This window comes from Paraburkholderia sp. ZP32-5 (genome assembly GCF_021390495.1).
Taxonomy (GTDB): Bacteria; Pseudomonadota; Gammaproteobacteria; order Burkholderiales; family Burkholderiaceae; genus Paraburkholderia.
Genome location: NZ_JAJEJP010000002.1, coordinates 374,831 through 391,402 on the forward strand (window position 1 = coordinate 374,831; position 16,572 = coordinate 391,402).

Consider the following 16,572-nt stretch of genomic DNA (forward strand, 5'->3'; position numbering starts at 1 on the left):
CGGTATGCCGACCACGAATCAGCCGCATACCGCCGCCATCTCGTTCAAAGACCACCGTCACACTCTTACCTGTACCGCGAGCTATCAATGGAAAATGAGGTACAGGATAACGAGTACGATCAACGGAACGCCAAGCAGCCAGCCGAGTAGATAAGGCATGATGCGACCTCCTTTCGTATCGAGTTTTGGTACGTACGGAATTCAGCACGCTGCGTGCCTGAGCCGAAAATCGAGCGGCTGGCCGCCCGCGCGGAATGCAGTACTCCCGCCACGCGTTACCTCATACGAACTCGCTACTACCGCTGCTGCAATTACGGCAGGTTCTCCCGCAACACGATGCTGAACTGCACGGGCTTCACGTTGCTCAGCGCCTCGCGTTTCTCCCGCACATTGCGAAAGATCCGCAGACAGTTGCCCACCATCGCCTGCGGCGTTTGCGTAATCAAGGCGTCCATCGTTCCGTCGATCAGCAATGCGCGCGTATCAGGCGTGAGGCCATGGCCGACGAACAGGATCTTCTGTTCGGCACGCGCTTCGACGATCGCGCGCGCCACGCCGTCCGAGCCGCCGCCGCTGTTATAAATACCGGCGAGGTCGGGATGTTCTTCCAGCAGCTTGCGCGTCTGCATATAGTTGCGTTCGCTATCGTCGTGCCCTTCGCGCGACCCGATCACACGCACCTGCGGGAAGGTCGATTCGATCAGATGCAGAAAGCCGATTTCGCGTTCTTCGTGCCCGCGATAGTTGAGGCTGCCCGCTAGCATCGCGATCTTTCCGCTCGGCCGCGGCCCCATGAAGCGGCCCAGCAATAGCGCCGCCGTGCGGCCGGCCGAGCGATTGTCGATACCGACATACGCAAGCCGCCGCGCGTTCGACAGATCCGAAATCAGCGTAATGGCCGGCACGCCCTGGTCGGCGAGCGTATTCACCGCATCGCGCACGACCGGATGTTCGAGCGCCATGAATACGACGCCATCCGCGCGCTGTCCGTAATGCAGCAGACGGTCGGCGAGTTCGCTCGGATTGAAGCTCTCGACGTAGTGAACCCGGCACTTCATATCGAGCGCGCTCCATTGCTCGTGTGCGAATTCGATGTAATCGCCGAGCATGCGCAGATAGCGATTGGTGCCCGCCGGCAACAGAAACGCGACGCGCATCGGCTTTGTGGTCGACACGACGGGTGCATCGGCGCTCAGCAGATAGCCGAGTTGCGCGGCCGCGTGCAATACCCGTTGCGCGGTGACGGCCCGCACGCCTTCGCGGCCGTTGAGCACGCGGTCGACGGTGGCGGTCGAAACGCCGGCAATTCGCGCAATATCGGGAATGCGCGCGGGGGCGGTGAGGCGAACCGGGTCGGACATGGTTGTCCCTGCTAGATTGAAGTCCATCAAAAAACATCAAATTGGCGGTTTGACAGCCCTTACCGCACACGCCTAGTCTTGCAGCTATCGCGCTGTGGCTCAACGCTCACGACCGGAAATCAAAGCGTTGCAGCAAGTGGTGATGGATTTTGATGGATTCGACAGTCACATCAATTATAAGCAAGGAGACGCTCATGACAAACCTCGCGAGACGCAGCCTGCTGCGTGCCGCGGCCGCCGTGCCGGTAGCCAGCGCGCTGGGCTTCCCAGCGATCGCGCGCGCGGCATCCGGCCCGGAGTTCGTATTCAAGTACGGCAACAACCTGCCGCTGACGCATCCGTTGAACGTGCGGTCGCAGGAGGCGGCGAATCAGGTCCGCGAGGCGTCCAAGGGGCGCATGGAGATCCGGATATTCCCGAACAACCAGTTGGGCGGCGATACCGACATGCTCGCGCAGGTGCGCAGCGGCGGCATCGAAATGTTCACGCCGTCGGCGCTGGTGGTTTCGACGCTCGCGCCGTCGGTGGCGATCAACGCGGTCGGCTTTGCGTTTGCCGATTACGACCAGGTGTGGCGCGCGATGGACGGCAAGCTCGGCGCCTACGTGCGCGCGGCGATGCAGAAGGCCGGGCTCGAATCGTTCGAGAAGATGTGGGACAACGGCTTTCGTCAGACCACGACCAGTACCGCGCCGATCGTCAACGCGCAGAACATGCACGGGCTGAAGATTCGCGTGCCGGTGAGCCCGCTCAGCATCGACATGTTCAAGGGACTCGGCGCCGCGCCGACGAGCCTGCAATTCAGCGAGGTGTATTCGTCGCTGCAGACGCATATCGTCGACGCGCAGGAAAACCCGTTGCCGATCGTGCAGGTCGCGAAGCTCTATGAAGTGCAGAAGTACTGCTCGCTGACCAATCATATGTGGGACGGCTACTGGTTCGTATTGAACCAGCGCGCGTGGCAGCGTTTGCCGAAAGATCTGCAAGGTATTCTGAGCGACGCGTTCAATCAGGCCGGACTCAAGCAGCGCGAAGACGTAAAGAAGCTCAACGATGCCGCCGTCGCCGATCTGCAAAGCAAGGGTCTCGCGATCAATCGTCCGGCACCGGATACGTTCCGTACGGCTTTGCGTCAGGCAGGTTTCTACGGCGAATGGAAAGGCCGCTTCGGCAACGAAGCGTGGGATCTGCTCGAGCAATCGGTCGGCAAGCTCGCGTGAGCGTGCCGCCGTCAGGCGAGCATCGGACCGCGCGCGGCGCGCGGCCGCAAGGAGACAGCAGCATGTCGAATCACGCATTGAATCCGGCGGAAGCCGCTGTATCGTTGCAGGCCGCGAGCCTGCCGCGCCGCTGGCTGCGTACCTTCGATCGAGGGCTGATCGCGCTCGTCGAAGTGTGCGCGGCGGTGCTGCTCGCGGTCGAAATCGTCGTGATGCTCGCGGGCGTGGTGTCCCGCTATCTGCTGCATGCGCCGCTCGTGTGGTCCGATGAACTGGCCGGCATTCTGTTCCTGTGGCTCGCGATGCTCGGCGCGGTGCTCGCGTTGCGACGTGGCGAACATATGCGCATGACCGCGCTCGTCAGCCGTTTGTCGCCGCGCTCGCGCGCGTTCGTCGATACGCTCGCGATCGTTGCGTCGATTGCATTGCTCGCGCTGCTGGTTGCGCCCGCCTATGACTACGCGTCCGGCGAAGCGGCGATCGTTACGCCGGCATTGCAGATCAGCAACGCGTGGCGCGCGCTTGCCTTGCCGATCGGCGCGGTGCTGATGCTGCTGGTCGGACTGATTCGCCTTGCGCAGGTGAGCCGCTGGAGCGACGTGCTGATCGTGTGCGGCATCGCTGTACTGATCGGCGCGGTGGCGGTGTTCGCGGGACCGTGGTTTCAGACGCTCGGCAAAGCCAATCTGGTGATCTTCTTTGTCGGTGTGGTGGCGCTCGGTATTTTCTCCGGCGTGCCGATCGGCTTCTCGTTCGCGCTTGCCACCTTCGGCTATCTCGGCCTGTCGACCTATACGCCGCTCGAAGTGATGGTCGGCCGCATGGACGAGGGCATGTCGCATCTGGTGCTGCTCGCGGTGCCGCTGTTCGTTTTTCTCGGCCTGTTGATCGAAATGACCGGCATGGCGCGCGCGATGATCGAATTTCTCGCGAGCCTCGTCGGCCATGTGCGCGGCGGTTTGTCGTTCGTGCTGATCGGCGCGATGTATCTGGTGTCGGGCATTTCCGGTTCGAAAGTCGCGGACATGGCGGCGATCGCGCCAGTGCTGTTCCCGGAGATGAAAAAGCGTGGCGCGTCCGAAGGCGATCTCGTTGCATTGCTCGCGACGACCGGCGCGCAAAGCGAAACGATTCCACCGAGCATCGTGCTGATCACGATCGGCTCGGTAACGGGGCTGTCGATTTCCGCGCTATTCACCGCGGGCATGTTGCCGGCCGCGGTGCTCGCGGCGATTCTGTGCGTCGTCGTGTGGTGGCGTTATCGCAACGAAGACCTGAGTGGCGCGCAACGTTTTTCGCGCCGGCAGATCGGCCGGATGTTTATCGTGTCGCTGCCCGCGCTGGCGTTGCCGTTCGTGATCCGCGCGGCAGTCGTCGAAGGCATTGCCACCGCGACCGAAGTGTCGACGATCGGCATTGTGTATTCGATGGTGGTCGGTCTGCTGATCTACCGGCGCTTCGAATGGCGGCGGCTTGGCCGCATGCTCGTCGATGCGGCCACGTTATCGGGCGCGATTCTGTTCATCATCGGCTGCGCAACTGCAATGGCCTGGGCGCTCACGCAATCCGGCTTTTCGCAGGATCTCGCGCAACTGATGGGATCGATGCCGGGCGGCTCGTATGGTTTTCTTGCGGTGTCGATCGTCGTATTCGTGATGCTCGGCAGCGTGCTCGAAGGCATTCCCGCGATCGTGCTGTTCGGCCCGCTGCTGTTTCCGATTGCGCGGCTCGCGGGCGTTCACGAAGTGCATTACGCGATCGTCGTGATTCTGTCGATGGGTGTCGGGCTGTTCTCGCCGCCGTTCGGTGTCGGCTACTACTCGGCGTGCGCGATCAGCAAGGTCAATCCCGATGCGGGGATCCGGCCGATCCTCGTTTATATGAGCGCATTGATCTTCGGTTTGCTGCTGGTCGCGGCGATACCGTGGATATCGATCGGATTTCTGTAGACCCTGATGTTCTTTTAATTTGCGGCATTCGGGTGCTGTGTTCGCGCAGCGCCAGGGCGTCGCTCGTCCTTAAAAACCCGCAGCAACGGGAGAGTTTCATGAGTCGTTTCTTTGGCGAAATCCGTCAGGCAGGCTACGTGGTGCGCGATATCGAAGCCGCGATGGACTACTGGAGCCGTGTGCTCGGCGTGGGCCCGTGGTTTTATAACGAACGCGTGCCGATCGAAAACTATACGTATCGCGGGCAACGCTATGAAGTGCACAATTCGGTCGCGCTCGCGAATTCGGGACCGTTGCAGGTCGAACTGATCCAGACGCGCAACGACGCGCCGTCGATGTATCGCGACTTTCTCGCCGCGGGCAACACCGGTTTGCAGCACAACGCGTACTGGACGACGTCGTTCGATGCGGATCTCGCGCGTCTGCAAGAGCAGGGCTTCAAGGTGGCGATGAGCGGCGAGGTAGGGCGCAACGGCCGCTTCGTCTACTTCGATACCGAAGATCATCCGGGCACCGTGATCGAGTTGTCGGAAGTCGCCGGGCCGAAGGGCAAACTGTTCGACATGATCTACGCGGCCTCGCGCGACTGGAACGGCCGCGAGCCGGTGCGGCCCTTTCCGGACCTGAGCACGCTATGAGTACCGTTCATGCAGTGCGGCAGATGGAGATCGACATGCTCGAAGCCGACTATCTGATCGAAACGCCGCTCGACCCGGCGCGCGTCGCCGAGGTGATGGCCGGCGAGCAATCGAGCGGCACGTTCGTACGGGTGGCTAACGAATCCGACGCGCTGCGAGCGCGCAGCCGCGCGAGCGTGGTGCGCGTCGAGGAACTCGAACCGGTCGGGCAGCCGTCGCTGCACAGCGCGTGGCTCACGCGCCAGCGCACGCCGGGACCGTGGCGGCGCGCGCGCATCACGCTGGCGTTTCCGATCGCCAATATCGGCGTGAATCTGCCGACGCTCGCCGCGACGGTGGCCGGCAATCTGTACGACCTTGGCGAAGTCACCGGCATGCGTCTGCTGTCGGTGCGTTTGCCGCCCGCGTATCGCGCGCATTTCGAATTGCCGCGCCATGGCGTGGCGGGCACGCGCGCGCTGACGCAGGTCAGCGGCCGGCCGATGATCGGTACGATCATCAAGCCGAACGTCGGCCTGAGCGCGACGGAAACGGCGGCGCTGGTGCGCGATCTGTGCGAGGCCGGTGTCGATTTCATCAAGGACGACGAGGTCTGCGCGAACCCCGTGCATGCGCCGCTTGGCGAGCGCGTGCGCGCGGTGATGGCCGAAGTGCGCGCGTATCGCGAACGCAGCGGCCGGCCTGTGATGGTCGCGTTCAACATCACCGACGATCTCGATTCGATGCGCGCGCATGCGGATCTCGTCGAGCATGAAGGCGGCAGTTGCGTAATGGCGAGCATCAACTGGTGCGGCTTCTCCGCGATCCAGTCGCTGCGTCGCTCTACACCGCTGGTGCTGCACGCGCATCGCAATGGCTACGGGATGATGTCGCGCGACCCGGCGCTCGGCATGTCGTTTCAGGCGTATCAAACACTGTGGCGGCTCGCCGGTGTCGACCATATGCACGTGCATGGTCTCGCAGGCAAGTTCGCGCAGAGCGACGCCGAGGTGATCGAGTCCGCGCGCGATTGTGCGGAGCCGCTCGCGCCTGGCTACTACGACAGCGTGCTGCCCGCGTTTTCGTCGGGGCAATGGGCGGGCACCGCGCAAGCGACGTACGACGCAGTGCAGTCGAACGATCTGCTGTTCATGTGCGGCGGCGGCATTCTTGCTCATCCCGATGGCCCAGCGGCGGGCGTCGCGAGCGTGCGCCAGGCCTGGGCGGCGGTGCAGGCCGGCGTGCCGCTCGCGACCTACGCGGAGAATATGACCGAACTGCGGCACGCGTTGCAGTTTTTCGGCGCTCGCGCGTGAGTGCGCTTCGAGACCGCGACAAGATGATAGAAACACACGGCTCACACGACTTGTCTGAAGCGCACCGCGGAGGTCCAGCCTACGCGTTCTATGGCGACGACTTCACCGGTGCGACCGATACGCTCGCGCATCTTGCGCGCGCGGGTCTGCGCACGATGCTGTTGTTCGCGCCGCCCGATGCAGCGCGTCTTGCGATGCTGGGTCGGCTCGACGCACTCGGCGTTGCAGGCGCCGCGCGAACGATGGCGCCGGCTGCGCAGCAGCAGGAACTCGTGCGCGTCGGCGCTGCGTTCGCCGCGCTCGGCGTGCGTGTGATCCACTACAAGGTCTGTTCGACGTTCGATAGCGCGCCTCATACCGGCAGTATCGGTGTCGCGATTCGCACGCTGCGCGAGTACTGTGCGAACGAACTCGTTGCGATCGTCGGCGGTCAACCGAATTTGCGGCGCTATTGCGTGTTCGGCCAGCTATTCGCGGCGGCCGGCGCACACGATGGACAACACGCGATCTACCGGATAGACCGCCATCCGACGATGAGCCGCCATCCCGTCACGCCGATGAACGAAGCGGATCTGCGCGTGCATTTGCAACGACAAGGCGTCGAGCATGTGCAGTCGATCGACTGGCGCAGCTATGCGACGGACGATATCGCGTTGCAAACCGAAGTGCGGCGCAAGCTCGCTGCGAAGCCGGACGCGTTGCTATTCGACGTACTCGACGATACGCACCTGCAGGCGATCGGCAGGATCATCGTGCGTTATGCCGCGCAGTCGGCGCCATTGCTCGCGATTGGCGCGAGCAGTGTCGCGCAGGCATATGCATTGGCATGCGAAACGCGAGTGGAAGTGGTAACGCCAAACGAGGCGGCCACGCCGTTGGCGCGCGCGCGGGGTCCGGTATTCGTGATGGCCGGCAGCCTGTCGCCGGTGACCGAGGTGCAGATCGAGTCCGCGCACTCGTATTTGCGTGTGGAACTGGATCCACTGCGAATGACGGGTGATTCGGCGTCGGCCTATCTGGCGGATCGTGTCGCCGCGATTACGGGGCCGTTGCGCGACGGACGCAATGTGCTGGCATTTACCGCACGGCGCGTGGTGACCGCGGTGGCGACCGGCGAAAGCACCACACATTCCAGTAACGACAGCGCTGCGCAATCGCAACTCGCGCATGCATGCGCGGCGCTGCTGCAACAGGTGCTAGACAAGGTGCGATTGCAACGTATCGGTATTGCGGGCGGCGATACGTCGAGTATTGCCGTGCGTGCGCTCGATGCGTGGGGACTGTCCTATCTGGCGCCGCTGTCGGCTGGCGTCACGATGTGCCGCCTGCATTCCGACCGCGCGGAACTCGACGGCATGGAGATCATGCTGAAGGGCGGTCAAATGGGCGACGCGGATCTGTTCGAGCAATTGATCGACGGCTGCGCTGCTGAACAAAGTACTTAGCCATTACCGGCAAAGCCCGGATAAAGCGTCATTCCGCCATCGACGAATAGCGTCGTGCCCACCACATAGTCGCTTTCGTCCGATGCGAGCCAAACGGCGGCTTTGCCGATATCGTCCACGTTGCCGATACGGCCATACGGAATCAATTGCAGCAGCTTGTCGAGCGCTTGCTGCGAATCCCATGCATCCTTGTTGATCGGCGTGCGGATTGCGCCCGGTGCAATCGAATTAACGCGGATACGCTCGGGCGCAACTTCTTGCGCGAGCGACTGCATCATCATCCGGATACCGCCTTTTGATGCCGCGTAATTGACGTGCCCGGCCCACGGAATCAGCTCGTGAACCGAACTGATGCAAATGATCTTGCCGAGTGCTTTGGAAACGGGCGTCGCGCCGCGCCGGCGGAATTCCCTGACCGCGGCCTGGCAGGTGAGGAACTGACCAGTCAGATTGGTCGACAGAACCAGTTGCCAATCGTCGAGCGTCATATCCGCGAATGCACTGTCTTTCTGCAAGCCGGCATTCGCGATCACGATATCGACTCCACCGAAGCGCGCGCGGCTTGCATCGAACATATCGGCTACCTGAGTGGAATCCGAAACATCGGCTTGAATTGCAAGCGCGGAGCCTCCCGCCTTTTCGATCTCGCTCGCGAGCTGTTGCGCCGATTCTGCGTGCGAGTGGTAATTCAGCACAACGGCCGCGCCCGCGTTTGCGAGTGCCTGCGCGACGCCATAGCCGATTCCCGAACTCGCGCCCGTAATCAACGCCACCTGATTGGCGAGCAATTTTTCCATTACATGCTCCGGTGAGATCCGACAGCAGAAGAATTGCGCTTGAACAATGAAACAACGATGAAGAGGCGAAGAAACGACGAGGCCGTCGCGTACCGGCGCGTCGCATTGCGCGCTTGTACACGGCGGCCCGTCTGAAATTGCGGTGTGACTTGAGTAACTTATATCACCTCGCCGTATCACCCCCGCTATATCACGCCGGCGATCAGCAATACGATCACCACGACGACGATGACGCCGACTCCGCCGGTAGGACCATAGCCCCACGAGCGGCTATGCGGCCATGCTGGAAAGGCGCCGATAAGTAGCAGAATCAGCACAATCAGAAGAATGGTTCCTAACATGTTATGACCTCCCGCCTGGTTGATAAGGACCTGCCTTCCCGGCACGGCCATGCAAGGCCGCAGGGATATCCCTATCGAGCAAACGCTATGCCTGAGGCCGGCGCATTGCCGGATTGCCTCGTGCATCGGTGCCGCACGCGGAGTCTTCAGCTAGTTGGAACGGCACGCGGCGTACGCGCGAAACGTAAGCAGGGTGCCGTTTTTCCAATTGCGGACACGTCGCGCGTCCTATAGATAGGTCCCGCTGATGCGGCCTTCGAAGATCGCGGTGTTGATTTCCCAATCGTCGACATGGCCGGTGCTATTGCCGTCCACGGTGACGACGACGGAACGGCCGCCGTGCAGCGTCTTCATCTGCTCGACGCTCAGGGTTTTTTCGCGGGACGCGTCGCCGTCGCGACGTGGCAGGTCTTTGATGATGACAGTGGCTTTCATGGCATTTCTCCTTGACGTGAAAAGGCGAGCAGGGTGCGGCGCCCGCATCGATTTCTGCAAGGCCTATGCCAATGTGCGTGGACGTGGTGAGCAAAATCGCCTACTGGCTGAGGCGCGCGTCCAGACGGGGATCGCCGTGAGCGCATGGATATCGCACGAGGGAAACGCAAGCGAGCTCACCGCGAAGTGTTCGCGCGAGCCTCACGTATCGCGTGGGAATGGTGGGATTGCACCGGCGTTTTGCACGAATCAAAGCCCGCAAAAGCCGATGCAAAAGAATACGGCACGCGCGATTCGAGCGTACCGTGAAGCGTCCGATCTAGCAGCGGTACTAGCGACGCTTCTGTTTGCGTTGCAGGGCTGTCTCGCCGATACGCTGATGCGCGGCCGGGAATCCCGGCGGATATTCGACGACTCGCGTTCCGACCGGCACCAGTGGCGCGGCGATAGTCGAGTGCGCACCGACGCGCGCGCCACCGACGATCGCGGCCATCGCCTCACGGTCCAGTTCGACGTTCTCGGTCAGATCGTTGATTTTGAGCTTGGCCATGGCGGCTCCATAAAAGCAATCGGGCGGCCGGACCTGGTCAGGTTCCGGCCGCCGCGCCTGCATGTGGTTCGGCATATCGAGGTCTCAGCGCACTATCAGTATAAGTATAGGAAATCCGTTTGCGGCTTGCGTGGTGGCGACATGGCCGCGGCACGGGAGGAACCCCCGTTCCCGCGCTGCTGCATGCGATCACACGGCAGCGTAGTTGGTAGCGAACAACGACGGATCGACACTCAGCTTGAACGGCACGGCGCCCGCGCCGTTGATATGAACGTCGTTGAATGCCGCGACGTTCACGTATTGCTGCTGAACCAGGTTCTGGTTCACCGTGACGTTGATGTTGGCGATACCGGCAAGACTGCCGAGGCCGCCCGAAGGCATGCCGGGCACGCTGCTGCCGGTGCCGCCGGCCAGCGCGGACATGGCTCGGCGGTCGAGCTCGCGGGCGCCGGGCAGGTCGCGAATCATGAGGGATGACATGGCGTTTCTCCAGAAAAGCATGGAAAGCGGACATGAACGGCGCGCGGCGAAGCGGCCCGCGGTAGCGGGTGCCTCGCCGCGTCACACATTACATGTGGATGTTGTTGTCCGACTTGACCGACGGATCGAACGACGAGGTGATGCCGGCAGCGAGCGCAACGTTGTTGCCGTTGGCGTTCTGGAAGTTCAGTTCGTTGCTGATCAGCTGCGTCGCGGTGACGGTCTTGCTGTTGTTCGTGGCAGTGACCGGGCTGAAGTTGTAGTACAGGCTCGGGCCGAAGCCGCCGCGCACGGCGCGCATTGCCTTGCTGTCGAGTTGTTCGGTGACGGCGAGGTCTTTGATCATCAGCGTTTTCATGGTGAGTCTCCTGAAAGAAAGTTTCGCAGTGTTGCGAGTGGTTGTGAGCAACTTGTTTGCTCGGACATCACTAATGCACAGGCTGTGCCAGTTTTATTCAAGGATCCTGAGAAAGTCGGCAAAGCCGCGTCGTATAAGGGCTTTGCGTTGGGCTCGATGTTGTCGACCAGGGTGCCGGTGGGCTCTATGAGGCCGAGGGCGATGGTGGCCGTCCGACACACGGGTGGGCCCTGTTGGTTCCTCCACGACACCAGCATGCGATGGAAGAATTTCGGCGCGTCGTTCGTTTGTGTTTTGTCTGGTTTGTCCGGTTTGCGAAAGCTCAGACCGGGAGCTAGTATCGAATCGGCACATGTAACTGGTTACGACAGGTTCTCTATCGACCCGCGTGGCTCCCGTCGCATGCGACATGGCCCAGCGGCAACGGCGGTGCTTCGCACAAATGGCTAGCCTTGCGCGTGTGATTCACGACTTCCAGAGTGGCGAGCTGTCGCGAGACGAGTTCGTTGCTCAACTCGACAGCGCGTTGAGAACCGAGCAACTCGGGTCGACGCAGCTGCTGGAGATGCTTGGCACCGCGCAACGTCAGGCGCCGTTGCCGGAAGATCTCTATCTGGAAGTACGGCGGCGCATCGAGTTGTTGCGTGTGTCGAACGTGGCCGCGGGCGGAGAAGAAACCGGTATCCAGACGACGGTGGAGATTCCGTCGCTGCGCTCGTCGAGTGCGGGTAGCGTGGGGGCGTCGAGTGCTTCGGGTACTTCCGCTGGCGCCGCCGCGCACGATCCAATCAAAGGCATCGGCGATACGCTGAACAACCGCTTCGTGCTCGAAGAGTGCCTCGGCGTCGGCGGTATGGGCACCGTCTATAAGGCGCTCGATCTGCGCAAGCTCGAAGCATCGGATCGCAAGCCATATCTCGCGATCAAGGTGCTCAACGTCCAGTTTCGCGGAAATCCGAATTCGCTGGTCGCGTTGCAGCGAGAGGCGCGCAAGGCGCAGGTGCTCGCGCATCGCAACATCATCACGGTGTACGACTTCGATCGCGATGGGCCGATCGTCTATCTGACGATGGAGTACCTGAGCGGCAAGCCGCTTAGCCAGTTGCTGCGCACGCCCGGCTATCAGGGTATGCCGGTGCGCGCCGCGCTGCCGATCGTGCGCGGCATGTGCGCGGCTCTCGCGTACGCGCATGAACGCGGTTTCGTCCATTGCGATTTCAAACCGGCCAATGTGTTCCTGACGACCAATGCCGAAGTGAAGGTGATCGATTTCGGCATTGCGCGCGTATTCCAGCGGCCCGAAGAGGAAAGCGACGCGACGGTATTCGACCCGGGCAGCCTCGGCGCATTGACGCCCGCGTATGCGAGCCCGGAAATGATCGAGCATCGCGAACCGGATCCGCGCGACGATATCTATGCGCTCGGCTGCATTACGTATGAGCTGCTGACCGGCCATCATCCGTTCGATCGTCTGTCCGCGACGCAGGCGCGTAATGCCGATTTCAAACCGCAGCGTCCGCCGAATCTCGATTCCAAACAGTGGCGTGCGCTGCGCGCTGCGTTGTCGTTCGATCGCAATACGCGGATGCCGAGCGTCACGCGCTTTATCGCCGAGTTCGACAATGAAGCGCGCGCGGAGAAGTCCGGTGCGCTCGCGAAGGTGGGCCTCGCGGGTTTGGCCGTGGTGTGCGCGGCGGCGGTTGGAGTGTTTGCGCTGCGCTCGGGACCGAGCCGCCACAACGAGGTACGCAACGGCGCGGCTAACCCGCAGACGCAGGCCGATCAGGTGGATCGCGCGGGCGGTGCCTCGGCATTGGTGCCATCAACGACTTCGCCGGGGGCGCGTGCGCCTTCTACGGTGGCGAACGAGTCGGCCGCGAATGGCGGTAACAGCGGTAGCAACAGCGGCGCTAGCGCGATCGCAACCCAGCCGCCGGTCGAGCAGAGGCCCGTGCCAAAACCAGCGCCCAAACCCGCGCTGACGCTCGCCGCGATCACACCCGTGCTCGCGCAGGTGCCCTGTTCGGCGCTGTCGGCCAGCGTGCAGGATCACGCGCTGACGGTGCGCGGTTTCGTCTCGCAGCGTTATGGCGCGGCGCATCTGAAAGACACGCTGGCCGCTGCGCCGGGTGTCGATACGGTCGCGCTCGACGTGCAGCCGCTTGCCGACGACAAATGCGATGCGGTCAGGACGTTGGCGCCGTACTGGGTGCGTAACTGGCAAACGGGGCGTGCCGCGTCGCTGCACGTGCGGCCGCCGAGCGGCCTGTTGACCGAGGGCGATTCACTCGTCGTCGATCTGAGTACGCCGGGCTTCGACTCGTACGTGAACGTCGATTACTACCAGCTCGACGGCAGCGTCGTGCATATGGTGCCGAGCCCGCGCATGAAGGACAATCAGGCGCCGCCGAACTACTCGGCGACGATCGGCAGCGCGGGTGACTGGATCATTTCGAAACCGTTCGGCTCGGAAATGGTGGTATTGCTGATTACGCCGGTGCAGCTATTCGACAAGCCGCGCCCGGAAAGCGAAGCGCGCGCCGATTATCTGCGTGCGCTCGACACGCGGCTCACGCAGATCGGCGGCAAGTATGGGCAGGAGCATATCGTCGCGGATTTCGCGCCGATCACGACGCGGCCGCGTTCACCCTGAGTGCTGAACGCTGAGCTGGCAGCGTTGAAGCGTAAGCCGATGAATCGATCCATAGCACGACGCCGCTAATAGCCGCGACCGAAAGCCCCCGAATCGATTCGCGGCGCGATGCACACGGCCTCACCCTCAGCGCAGATCCTTCACGACGCGGAAGCCGTCCTGAGATTGCCGTACGCCCGAGCTGTATTTGAAGCGCGTCGCGCTCAGCATGTAGTTGCCGCCTTCGCGCCATGAGCCGCCGCGAATCACGCGCATGTCGCAACCGGGGCTGTCCCATGCGTGGCCATCGGCGGGCGCGCCCTGGTAGGAGTTGTGCCAGCAGTCGGCGGTCCATTCCCACACGCCGCCGTTCATATCGTGCAAGCCGAGTGGGTTCGGCGTGAACGAGCCGACGCTTTCCGGTCCTTCCTTGTGCCATGGGTCGCCGCAATCCTTGCAATTGGCGGTGCCTTTGCGCATCTGTTCACCCCACCAGTACGCGGTGGTGGTGCCGCCGCGATCCGCGTATTCCCATTCGGCCTCGGTTGGCAGGCGGTATGGCTTGCCGGTCGTTTTGGACAGCCATTTGACGTATTGCTGCGCGTCGTCCCAACTGAGATCGCGCGCCGGGGCTGCCTTGTTGGTATTGCTCTCGGGCGTGAGCTTCTGGCAAGCATTCGCCGCCACGCACGCATTCCATTGCTCGACCGTCACCGGGTATTTGCCGATCGCGAACGGCGAGCCGATGTTCACGTGATGGACCGGCTTTTCGGAAGGATCGTCGGTATTGCTGCCCATCACGAATGAGCCGGCCGGCACCGCGATCATGATCGGGCAGGCCGCGCAGTCGCGGATTTCACCGGCGGTGGGCGGATGCGCGACGGTCTTTTGCGCGAGCGGCGTGGCCGTCGTTGCGGTCGTTGCAGTTGGCGCCGGCGCCGGAGTGGATGGAGCCGGCGTGGCGCGCGCGGATGGCTGAGCCGGAGCACTCGCCTGCGCGGCTGGATGAGCGGCTGGTGGTGCGGGCGTTGCGGGTGTCGCGGGTGTAATACGGCCGCTGCTTTGCGAGCTGGGTGACGCCGGTGGCGCCATCGGTGCCGCACTAACGGCCGGACTCGACGCGGCCGTCGCGCGCAATCGATCGATACGCGCATGTGCAAGCGTGGCGAAGCGGCCATTCGGATAGGCCTTCAGATAAGCCTCGTAATCGCCGGGGTAGTTGCTGTCCTTGATCGAATTCCAGAACGTGATTTCGTATTGCTCGGTACTGTCTTGGGGCAGGATGCCGCGGCTACGCAGCGTGATGGAATTGTTGGGCGCGGTCGACGATACCGTGACGGGTGGTTCATTCGCTCCAGCCAGGGAAGAGGGCGCGGCTGCGATCCACGGTCGCTGCATGCCACCCGTTACCTCGCGAACCTCGGCGGCGACACGTTGAAACAGCACTTCCGGCGGTGGCTGCGACGTTTGTTGCAGCGCGTGCAGCAGGGCATCGGTATAGACGCCATGATGCAATCCGTCCGCCGCGAAGCCACCCGGCGCGGTTGCATAAGCAATCACGGTGTTAGCAGGCAATGCCGAAGTACTGGTGGCCGTCGCATCTGATGTAAATGGATTGTTCAGACAGGTATCGAGAATCACGAGATTGGCGCCGCTGGCGTGAGCGGATTGCATCGCGAGCAATACCGTATTAAGATCGACGCCGCTATCGATCAGCGTTGCGGCCGCGTGTGCATCAGCTCGTACATCGACCCCCGCCGGAATCAGCAGTGTTTGCTGGCCGATTTGCAGCCCGTGTCCGGCGAAATAGAGCAGCGCCGTCTGGCTTATCCCGTGTTGTTGGCCTGCTTGCAAACGCCGCCGGAACTCGTCGATCGCTTCGCGCATTTGCCGGGGTGTCGCATTGATACGAGCGATGACGTCGAAACCGCGAGCCCGCAGCGTATCGCGCATTGCTTCGGCATCGCGCGGCGCGTTGTTTCGAAGTGCGTCATTGGCATTGCCGTACGCGCCGTTACCGATTACGAGTGCAATGCGCCGCTGACGCATATCCCCGTTTGCCGGCGCGATACTTGCCAAAGTACTCGCCCGCGGCTCGATGCTTTCACGCTGCGTTGCGGCATCGGCGCTGCCCCATTGCAGCTGGATCGCGCCAACCATGCACATCAGCAGGAATTTTCGCCACATCTTCATATCCTGTTTGTACCGGACAGAATTCAGGCATTCGAGGACTGCGCCGCCCGCGTTATTCGCAAAGTACTGCGGAACGGCTCTCGATGCCGCTATTGGCCATTGACCCGCATCCTTTCAATAACGATAGCACGCGCTTTGCCTGATAACGGCGCGGCTACCGTCGATGCGTCATACGGTTAACGAGCATTGCGTATCTTTTTGGCAAGTTACGTCCTAAGCTGATTCACAAAGTCACACCGCACGGTCGTTTTAACAAGGCGGCAGTCCGGTCATTCGAGTCTGCGACATGCCGCTCGAGGACCCGGAAGGACATTCGTAGCCGGGCCAGCCATGACTCCTCTTCGGGAGAGTGCGCTATGCGAAGAAGAACCCGTGTTGCCCTTTTTCTCAGCGGATATCGTTCGGCGACAACGCATCCGAATGCGTTGCGAGCGGTTTTCTGCGCGATGTTCGTCGTGGCATTGGCGAGCCTCGCGCCAACCGATGCCGCACGCGCGGAACAGACGCCATCGCCGCCGGGCGCCGAGGAGTACATCATCTGGCCGTCGGACGGCGCGGTGATTCACGGCGGCAAGCTGTGGGTGCGCATGGGGCTGCGCAATATGGGCGTGTGCCCGAAAGGCGTCGCGATTCCGAATACCGGGCACCATCATCTGCTGATCGACACGGATTTGCCGCCGCTCGATCAGGAGATTCCATCGGATCGCCAGCATCTGCATTTCGGCGCCGGCGAAACCGATGCGCGCATCGAGTTGCCGCCCGGCAAGCACACGCTGCAACTGATTCTTGGCGATCACAATCACGTGCCGCACGTGCCGCCCGTGTATTCGAAGAAGATCACCATCACCGTGCTCAAGAACTAGCGCGGCCATTGGCTC

The 16,572-nt window shown here is 62.3% G+C and carries 15 protein-coding genes; 7 read left to right on the forward strand and 8 right to left on the reverse strand.

Going from position 1 to position 16,572, the window contains the following annotated elements:
• Positions 1-311: 311 nt before the first annotated feature.
• Positions 312-1,361, reverse strand: coding sequence for a LacI family DNA-binding transcriptional regulator (locus L0U82_RS20575; protein WP_233834001.1), 1,050 nt, complete (start codon positions 1,359-1,361; stop codon positions 312-314).
• 194 nt (positions 1,362-1,555) lie between these two features.
• Between L0U82_RS20575 and L0U82_RS20580 the strand changes: the two genes are divergently transcribed.
• From L0U82_RS20580 to L0U82_RS20600, 5 genes are all read left to right on the forward strand, one after another.
• Positions 1,556-2,581, forward strand: a complete 1,026-nt coding sequence (locus L0U82_RS20580) for a TRAP transporter substrate-binding protein (protein WP_233834003.1) — start codon at positions 1,556-1,558, stop codon at positions 2,579-2,581.
• 62 nt (positions 2,582-2,643) lie between these two features.
• Entirely contained in the window at positions 2,644-4,530 is a 1,887-nt protein-coding gene (locus L0U82_RS20585; protein WP_233834005.1) for a TRAP transporter large permease, read from the forward strand.
• Between the two features lie 98 nt (positions 4,531-4,628).
• Complete coding sequence (locus L0U82_RS20590; protein ID WP_233834007.1) at positions 4,629-5,168, forward strand: VOC family protein; 540 nt, start codon at positions 4,629-4,631, stop codon at positions 5,166-5,168.
• On the forward strand, positions 5,165-6,463 hold the full coding sequence (locus L0U82_RS20595) for a ribulose-bisphosphate carboxylase large subunit family protein (protein ID WP_233834009.1): 1,299 nt from the start codon (positions 5,165-5,167) through the stop codon (positions 6,461-6,463). Before L0U82_RS20590 ends, L0U82_RS20595 begins: the two co-directional genes overlap by 4 nt.
• Positions 6,464-6,486: 23 nt before the next feature.
• Positions 6,487-7,908 (forward strand): four-carbon acid sugar kinase family protein, encoded by a 1,422-nt coding sequence (locus tag L0U82_RS20600; RefSeq protein WP_233834011.1) that lies wholly within the window; start codon positions 6,487-6,489, stop codon positions 7,906-7,908.
• Here L0U82_RS20600 and L0U82_RS20605 read toward each other — a convergent pair.
• The 6 genes from L0U82_RS20605 to L0U82_RS20630 form a co-directional block, all read right to left on the reverse strand.
• Positions 7,905-8,705 (reverse strand): SDR family oxidoreductase, encoded by an 801-nt coding sequence (locus L0U82_RS20605; RefSeq protein WP_233834013.1) that lies wholly within the window; start codon positions 8,703-8,705, stop codon positions 7,905-7,907. The genes L0U82_RS20600 and L0U82_RS20605 overlap by 4 nt on opposite strands.
• 185 nt (positions 8,706-8,890) lie before the next feature.
• Positions 8,891-9,046, reverse strand: coding sequence for a DUF3309 family protein (locus L0U82_RS20610; protein WP_233834015.1), 156 nt, complete (start codon positions 9,044-9,046; stop codon positions 8,891-8,893).
• Between the two features lie 228 nt (positions 9,047-9,274).
• Positions 9,275-9,481 (reverse strand): hypothetical protein, encoded by a 207-nt coding sequence (locus tag L0U82_RS20615; protein WP_233834016.1) that lies wholly within the window; start codon positions 9,479-9,481, stop codon positions 9,275-9,277.
• 331 nt (positions 9,482-9,812) lie between these two features.
• Positions 9,813-10,031, reverse strand: coding sequence for a hypothetical protein (locus tag L0U82_RS20620; protein ID WP_233834018.1), 219 nt, complete (start codon positions 10,029-10,031; stop codon positions 9,813-9,815).
• A gap of 189 nt (positions 10,032-10,220) precedes the next feature.
• Positions 10,221-10,511 carry a hypothetical protein gene (locus tag L0U82_RS20625; protein WP_233834020.1) on the reverse strand — a complete coding sequence of 97 codons (291 nt, stop codon included), beginning with the start codon at positions 10,509-10,511 and terminating at the stop codon, positions 10,221-10,223.
• 88 nt (positions 10,512-10,599) lie between these two features.
• On the reverse strand, positions 10,600-10,869 hold the full coding sequence (locus L0U82_RS20630) for a hypothetical protein (protein WP_233834021.1): 270 nt from the start codon (positions 10,867-10,869) through the stop codon (positions 10,600-10,602).
• 442 nt (positions 10,870-11,311) lie between these two features.
• Here L0U82_RS20630 and L0U82_RS20635 point away from each other — a divergent pair, with 442 nt between their 5' ends.
• Entirely contained in the window at positions 11,312-13,522 is a 2,211-nt protein-coding gene (locus L0U82_RS20635) for a serine/threonine protein kinase (RefSeq protein ID WP_233834023.1), read from the forward strand.
• 126 nt (positions 13,523-13,648) lie between these two features.
• Here L0U82_RS20635 and L0U82_RS20640 read toward each other — a convergent pair whose 3' ends face one another.
• The gene (locus L0U82_RS20640) at positions 13,649-15,688 is read right to left on the reverse strand and encodes an SUMF1/EgtB/PvdO family nonheme iron enzyme (protein ID WP_233834024.1); all 2,040 of its coding nucleotides are present in this window, start codon (positions 15,686-15,688) and stop codon (positions 13,649-13,651) included.
• Between the two features lie 452 nt (positions 15,689-16,140).
• Here L0U82_RS20640 and L0U82_RS20645 point away from each other — a divergent pair, with 452 nt between their 5' ends.
• Complete coding sequence (locus L0U82_RS20645) at positions 16,141-16,557, forward strand: DUF4399 domain-containing protein (RefSeq protein ID WP_233837430.1); 417 nt, start codon at positions 16,141-16,143, stop codon at positions 16,555-16,557.
• The last annotated feature ends 15 nt before the right edge of the window (positions 16,558-16,572 follow it).

Coding starts and splice junctions, on each gene's coding strand:
- L0U82_RS20590 (WP_233834007.1), top strand. CDS start 4,629: ATGAGTCGTTTCTTTGGCGAAATCCGTCAGGCAGGCTACGTGGTGCGC.
- L0U82_RS20605 (WP_233834013.1), bottom strand. CDS start 8,705: ATGGAAAAATTGCTCGCCAATCAGGTGGCGTTGATTACGGGCGCGAGT.
- L0U82_RS20600 (WP_233834011.1), top strand. CDS start 6,487: ATGATAGAAACACACGGCTCACACGACTTGTCTGAAGCGCACCGCGGA.
- L0U82_RS20625 (WP_233834020.1), bottom strand. CDS start 10,511: ATGTCATCCCTCATGATTCGCGACCTGCCCGGCGCCCGCGAGCTCGAC.
- L0U82_RS20620 (WP_233834018.1), bottom strand. CDS start 10,031: ATGGCCAAGCTCAAAATCAACGATCTGACCGAGAACGTCGAACTGGAC.
- L0U82_RS20630 (WP_233834021.1), bottom strand. CDS start 10,869: ATGAAAACGCTGATGATCAAAGACCTCGCCGTCACCGAACAACTCGAC.
- L0U82_RS20645 (WP_233837430.1), top strand. CDS start 16,141: ATGTTCGTCGTGGCATTGGCGAGCCTCGCGCCAACCGATGCCGCACGC.
- L0U82_RS20615 (WP_233834016.1), bottom strand. CDS start 9,481: ATGAAAGCCACTGTCATCATCAAAGACCTGCCACGTCGCGACGGCGAC.
- L0U82_RS20610 (WP_233834015.1), bottom strand. CDS start 9,046: ATGTTAGGAACCATTCTTCTGATTGTGCTGATTCTGCTACTTATCGGC.
- L0U82_RS20575 (WP_233834001.1), bottom strand. CDS start 1,361: ATGTCCGACCCGGTTCGCCTCACCGCCCCCGCGCGCATTCCCGATATT.
- L0U82_RS20585 (WP_233834005.1), top strand. CDS start 2,644: ATGTCGAATCACGCATTGAATCCGGCGGAAGCCGCTGTATCGTTGCAG.
- L0U82_RS20580 (WP_233834003.1), top strand. CDS start 1,556: ATGACAAACCTCGCGAGACGCAGCCTGCTGCGTGCCGCGGCCGCCGTG.
- L0U82_RS20640 (WP_233834024.1), bottom strand. CDS start 15,688: ATGTGGCGAAAATTCCTGCTGATGTGCATGGTTGGCGCGATCCAGCTG.
- L0U82_RS20595 (WP_233834009.1), top strand. CDS start 5,165: ATGAGTACCGTTCATGCAGTGCGGCAGATGGAGATCGACATGCTCGAA.
- L0U82_RS20635 (WP_233834023.1), top strand. CDS start 11,312: ATGGCTAGCCTTGCGCGTGTGATTCACGACTTCCAGAGTGGCGAGCTG.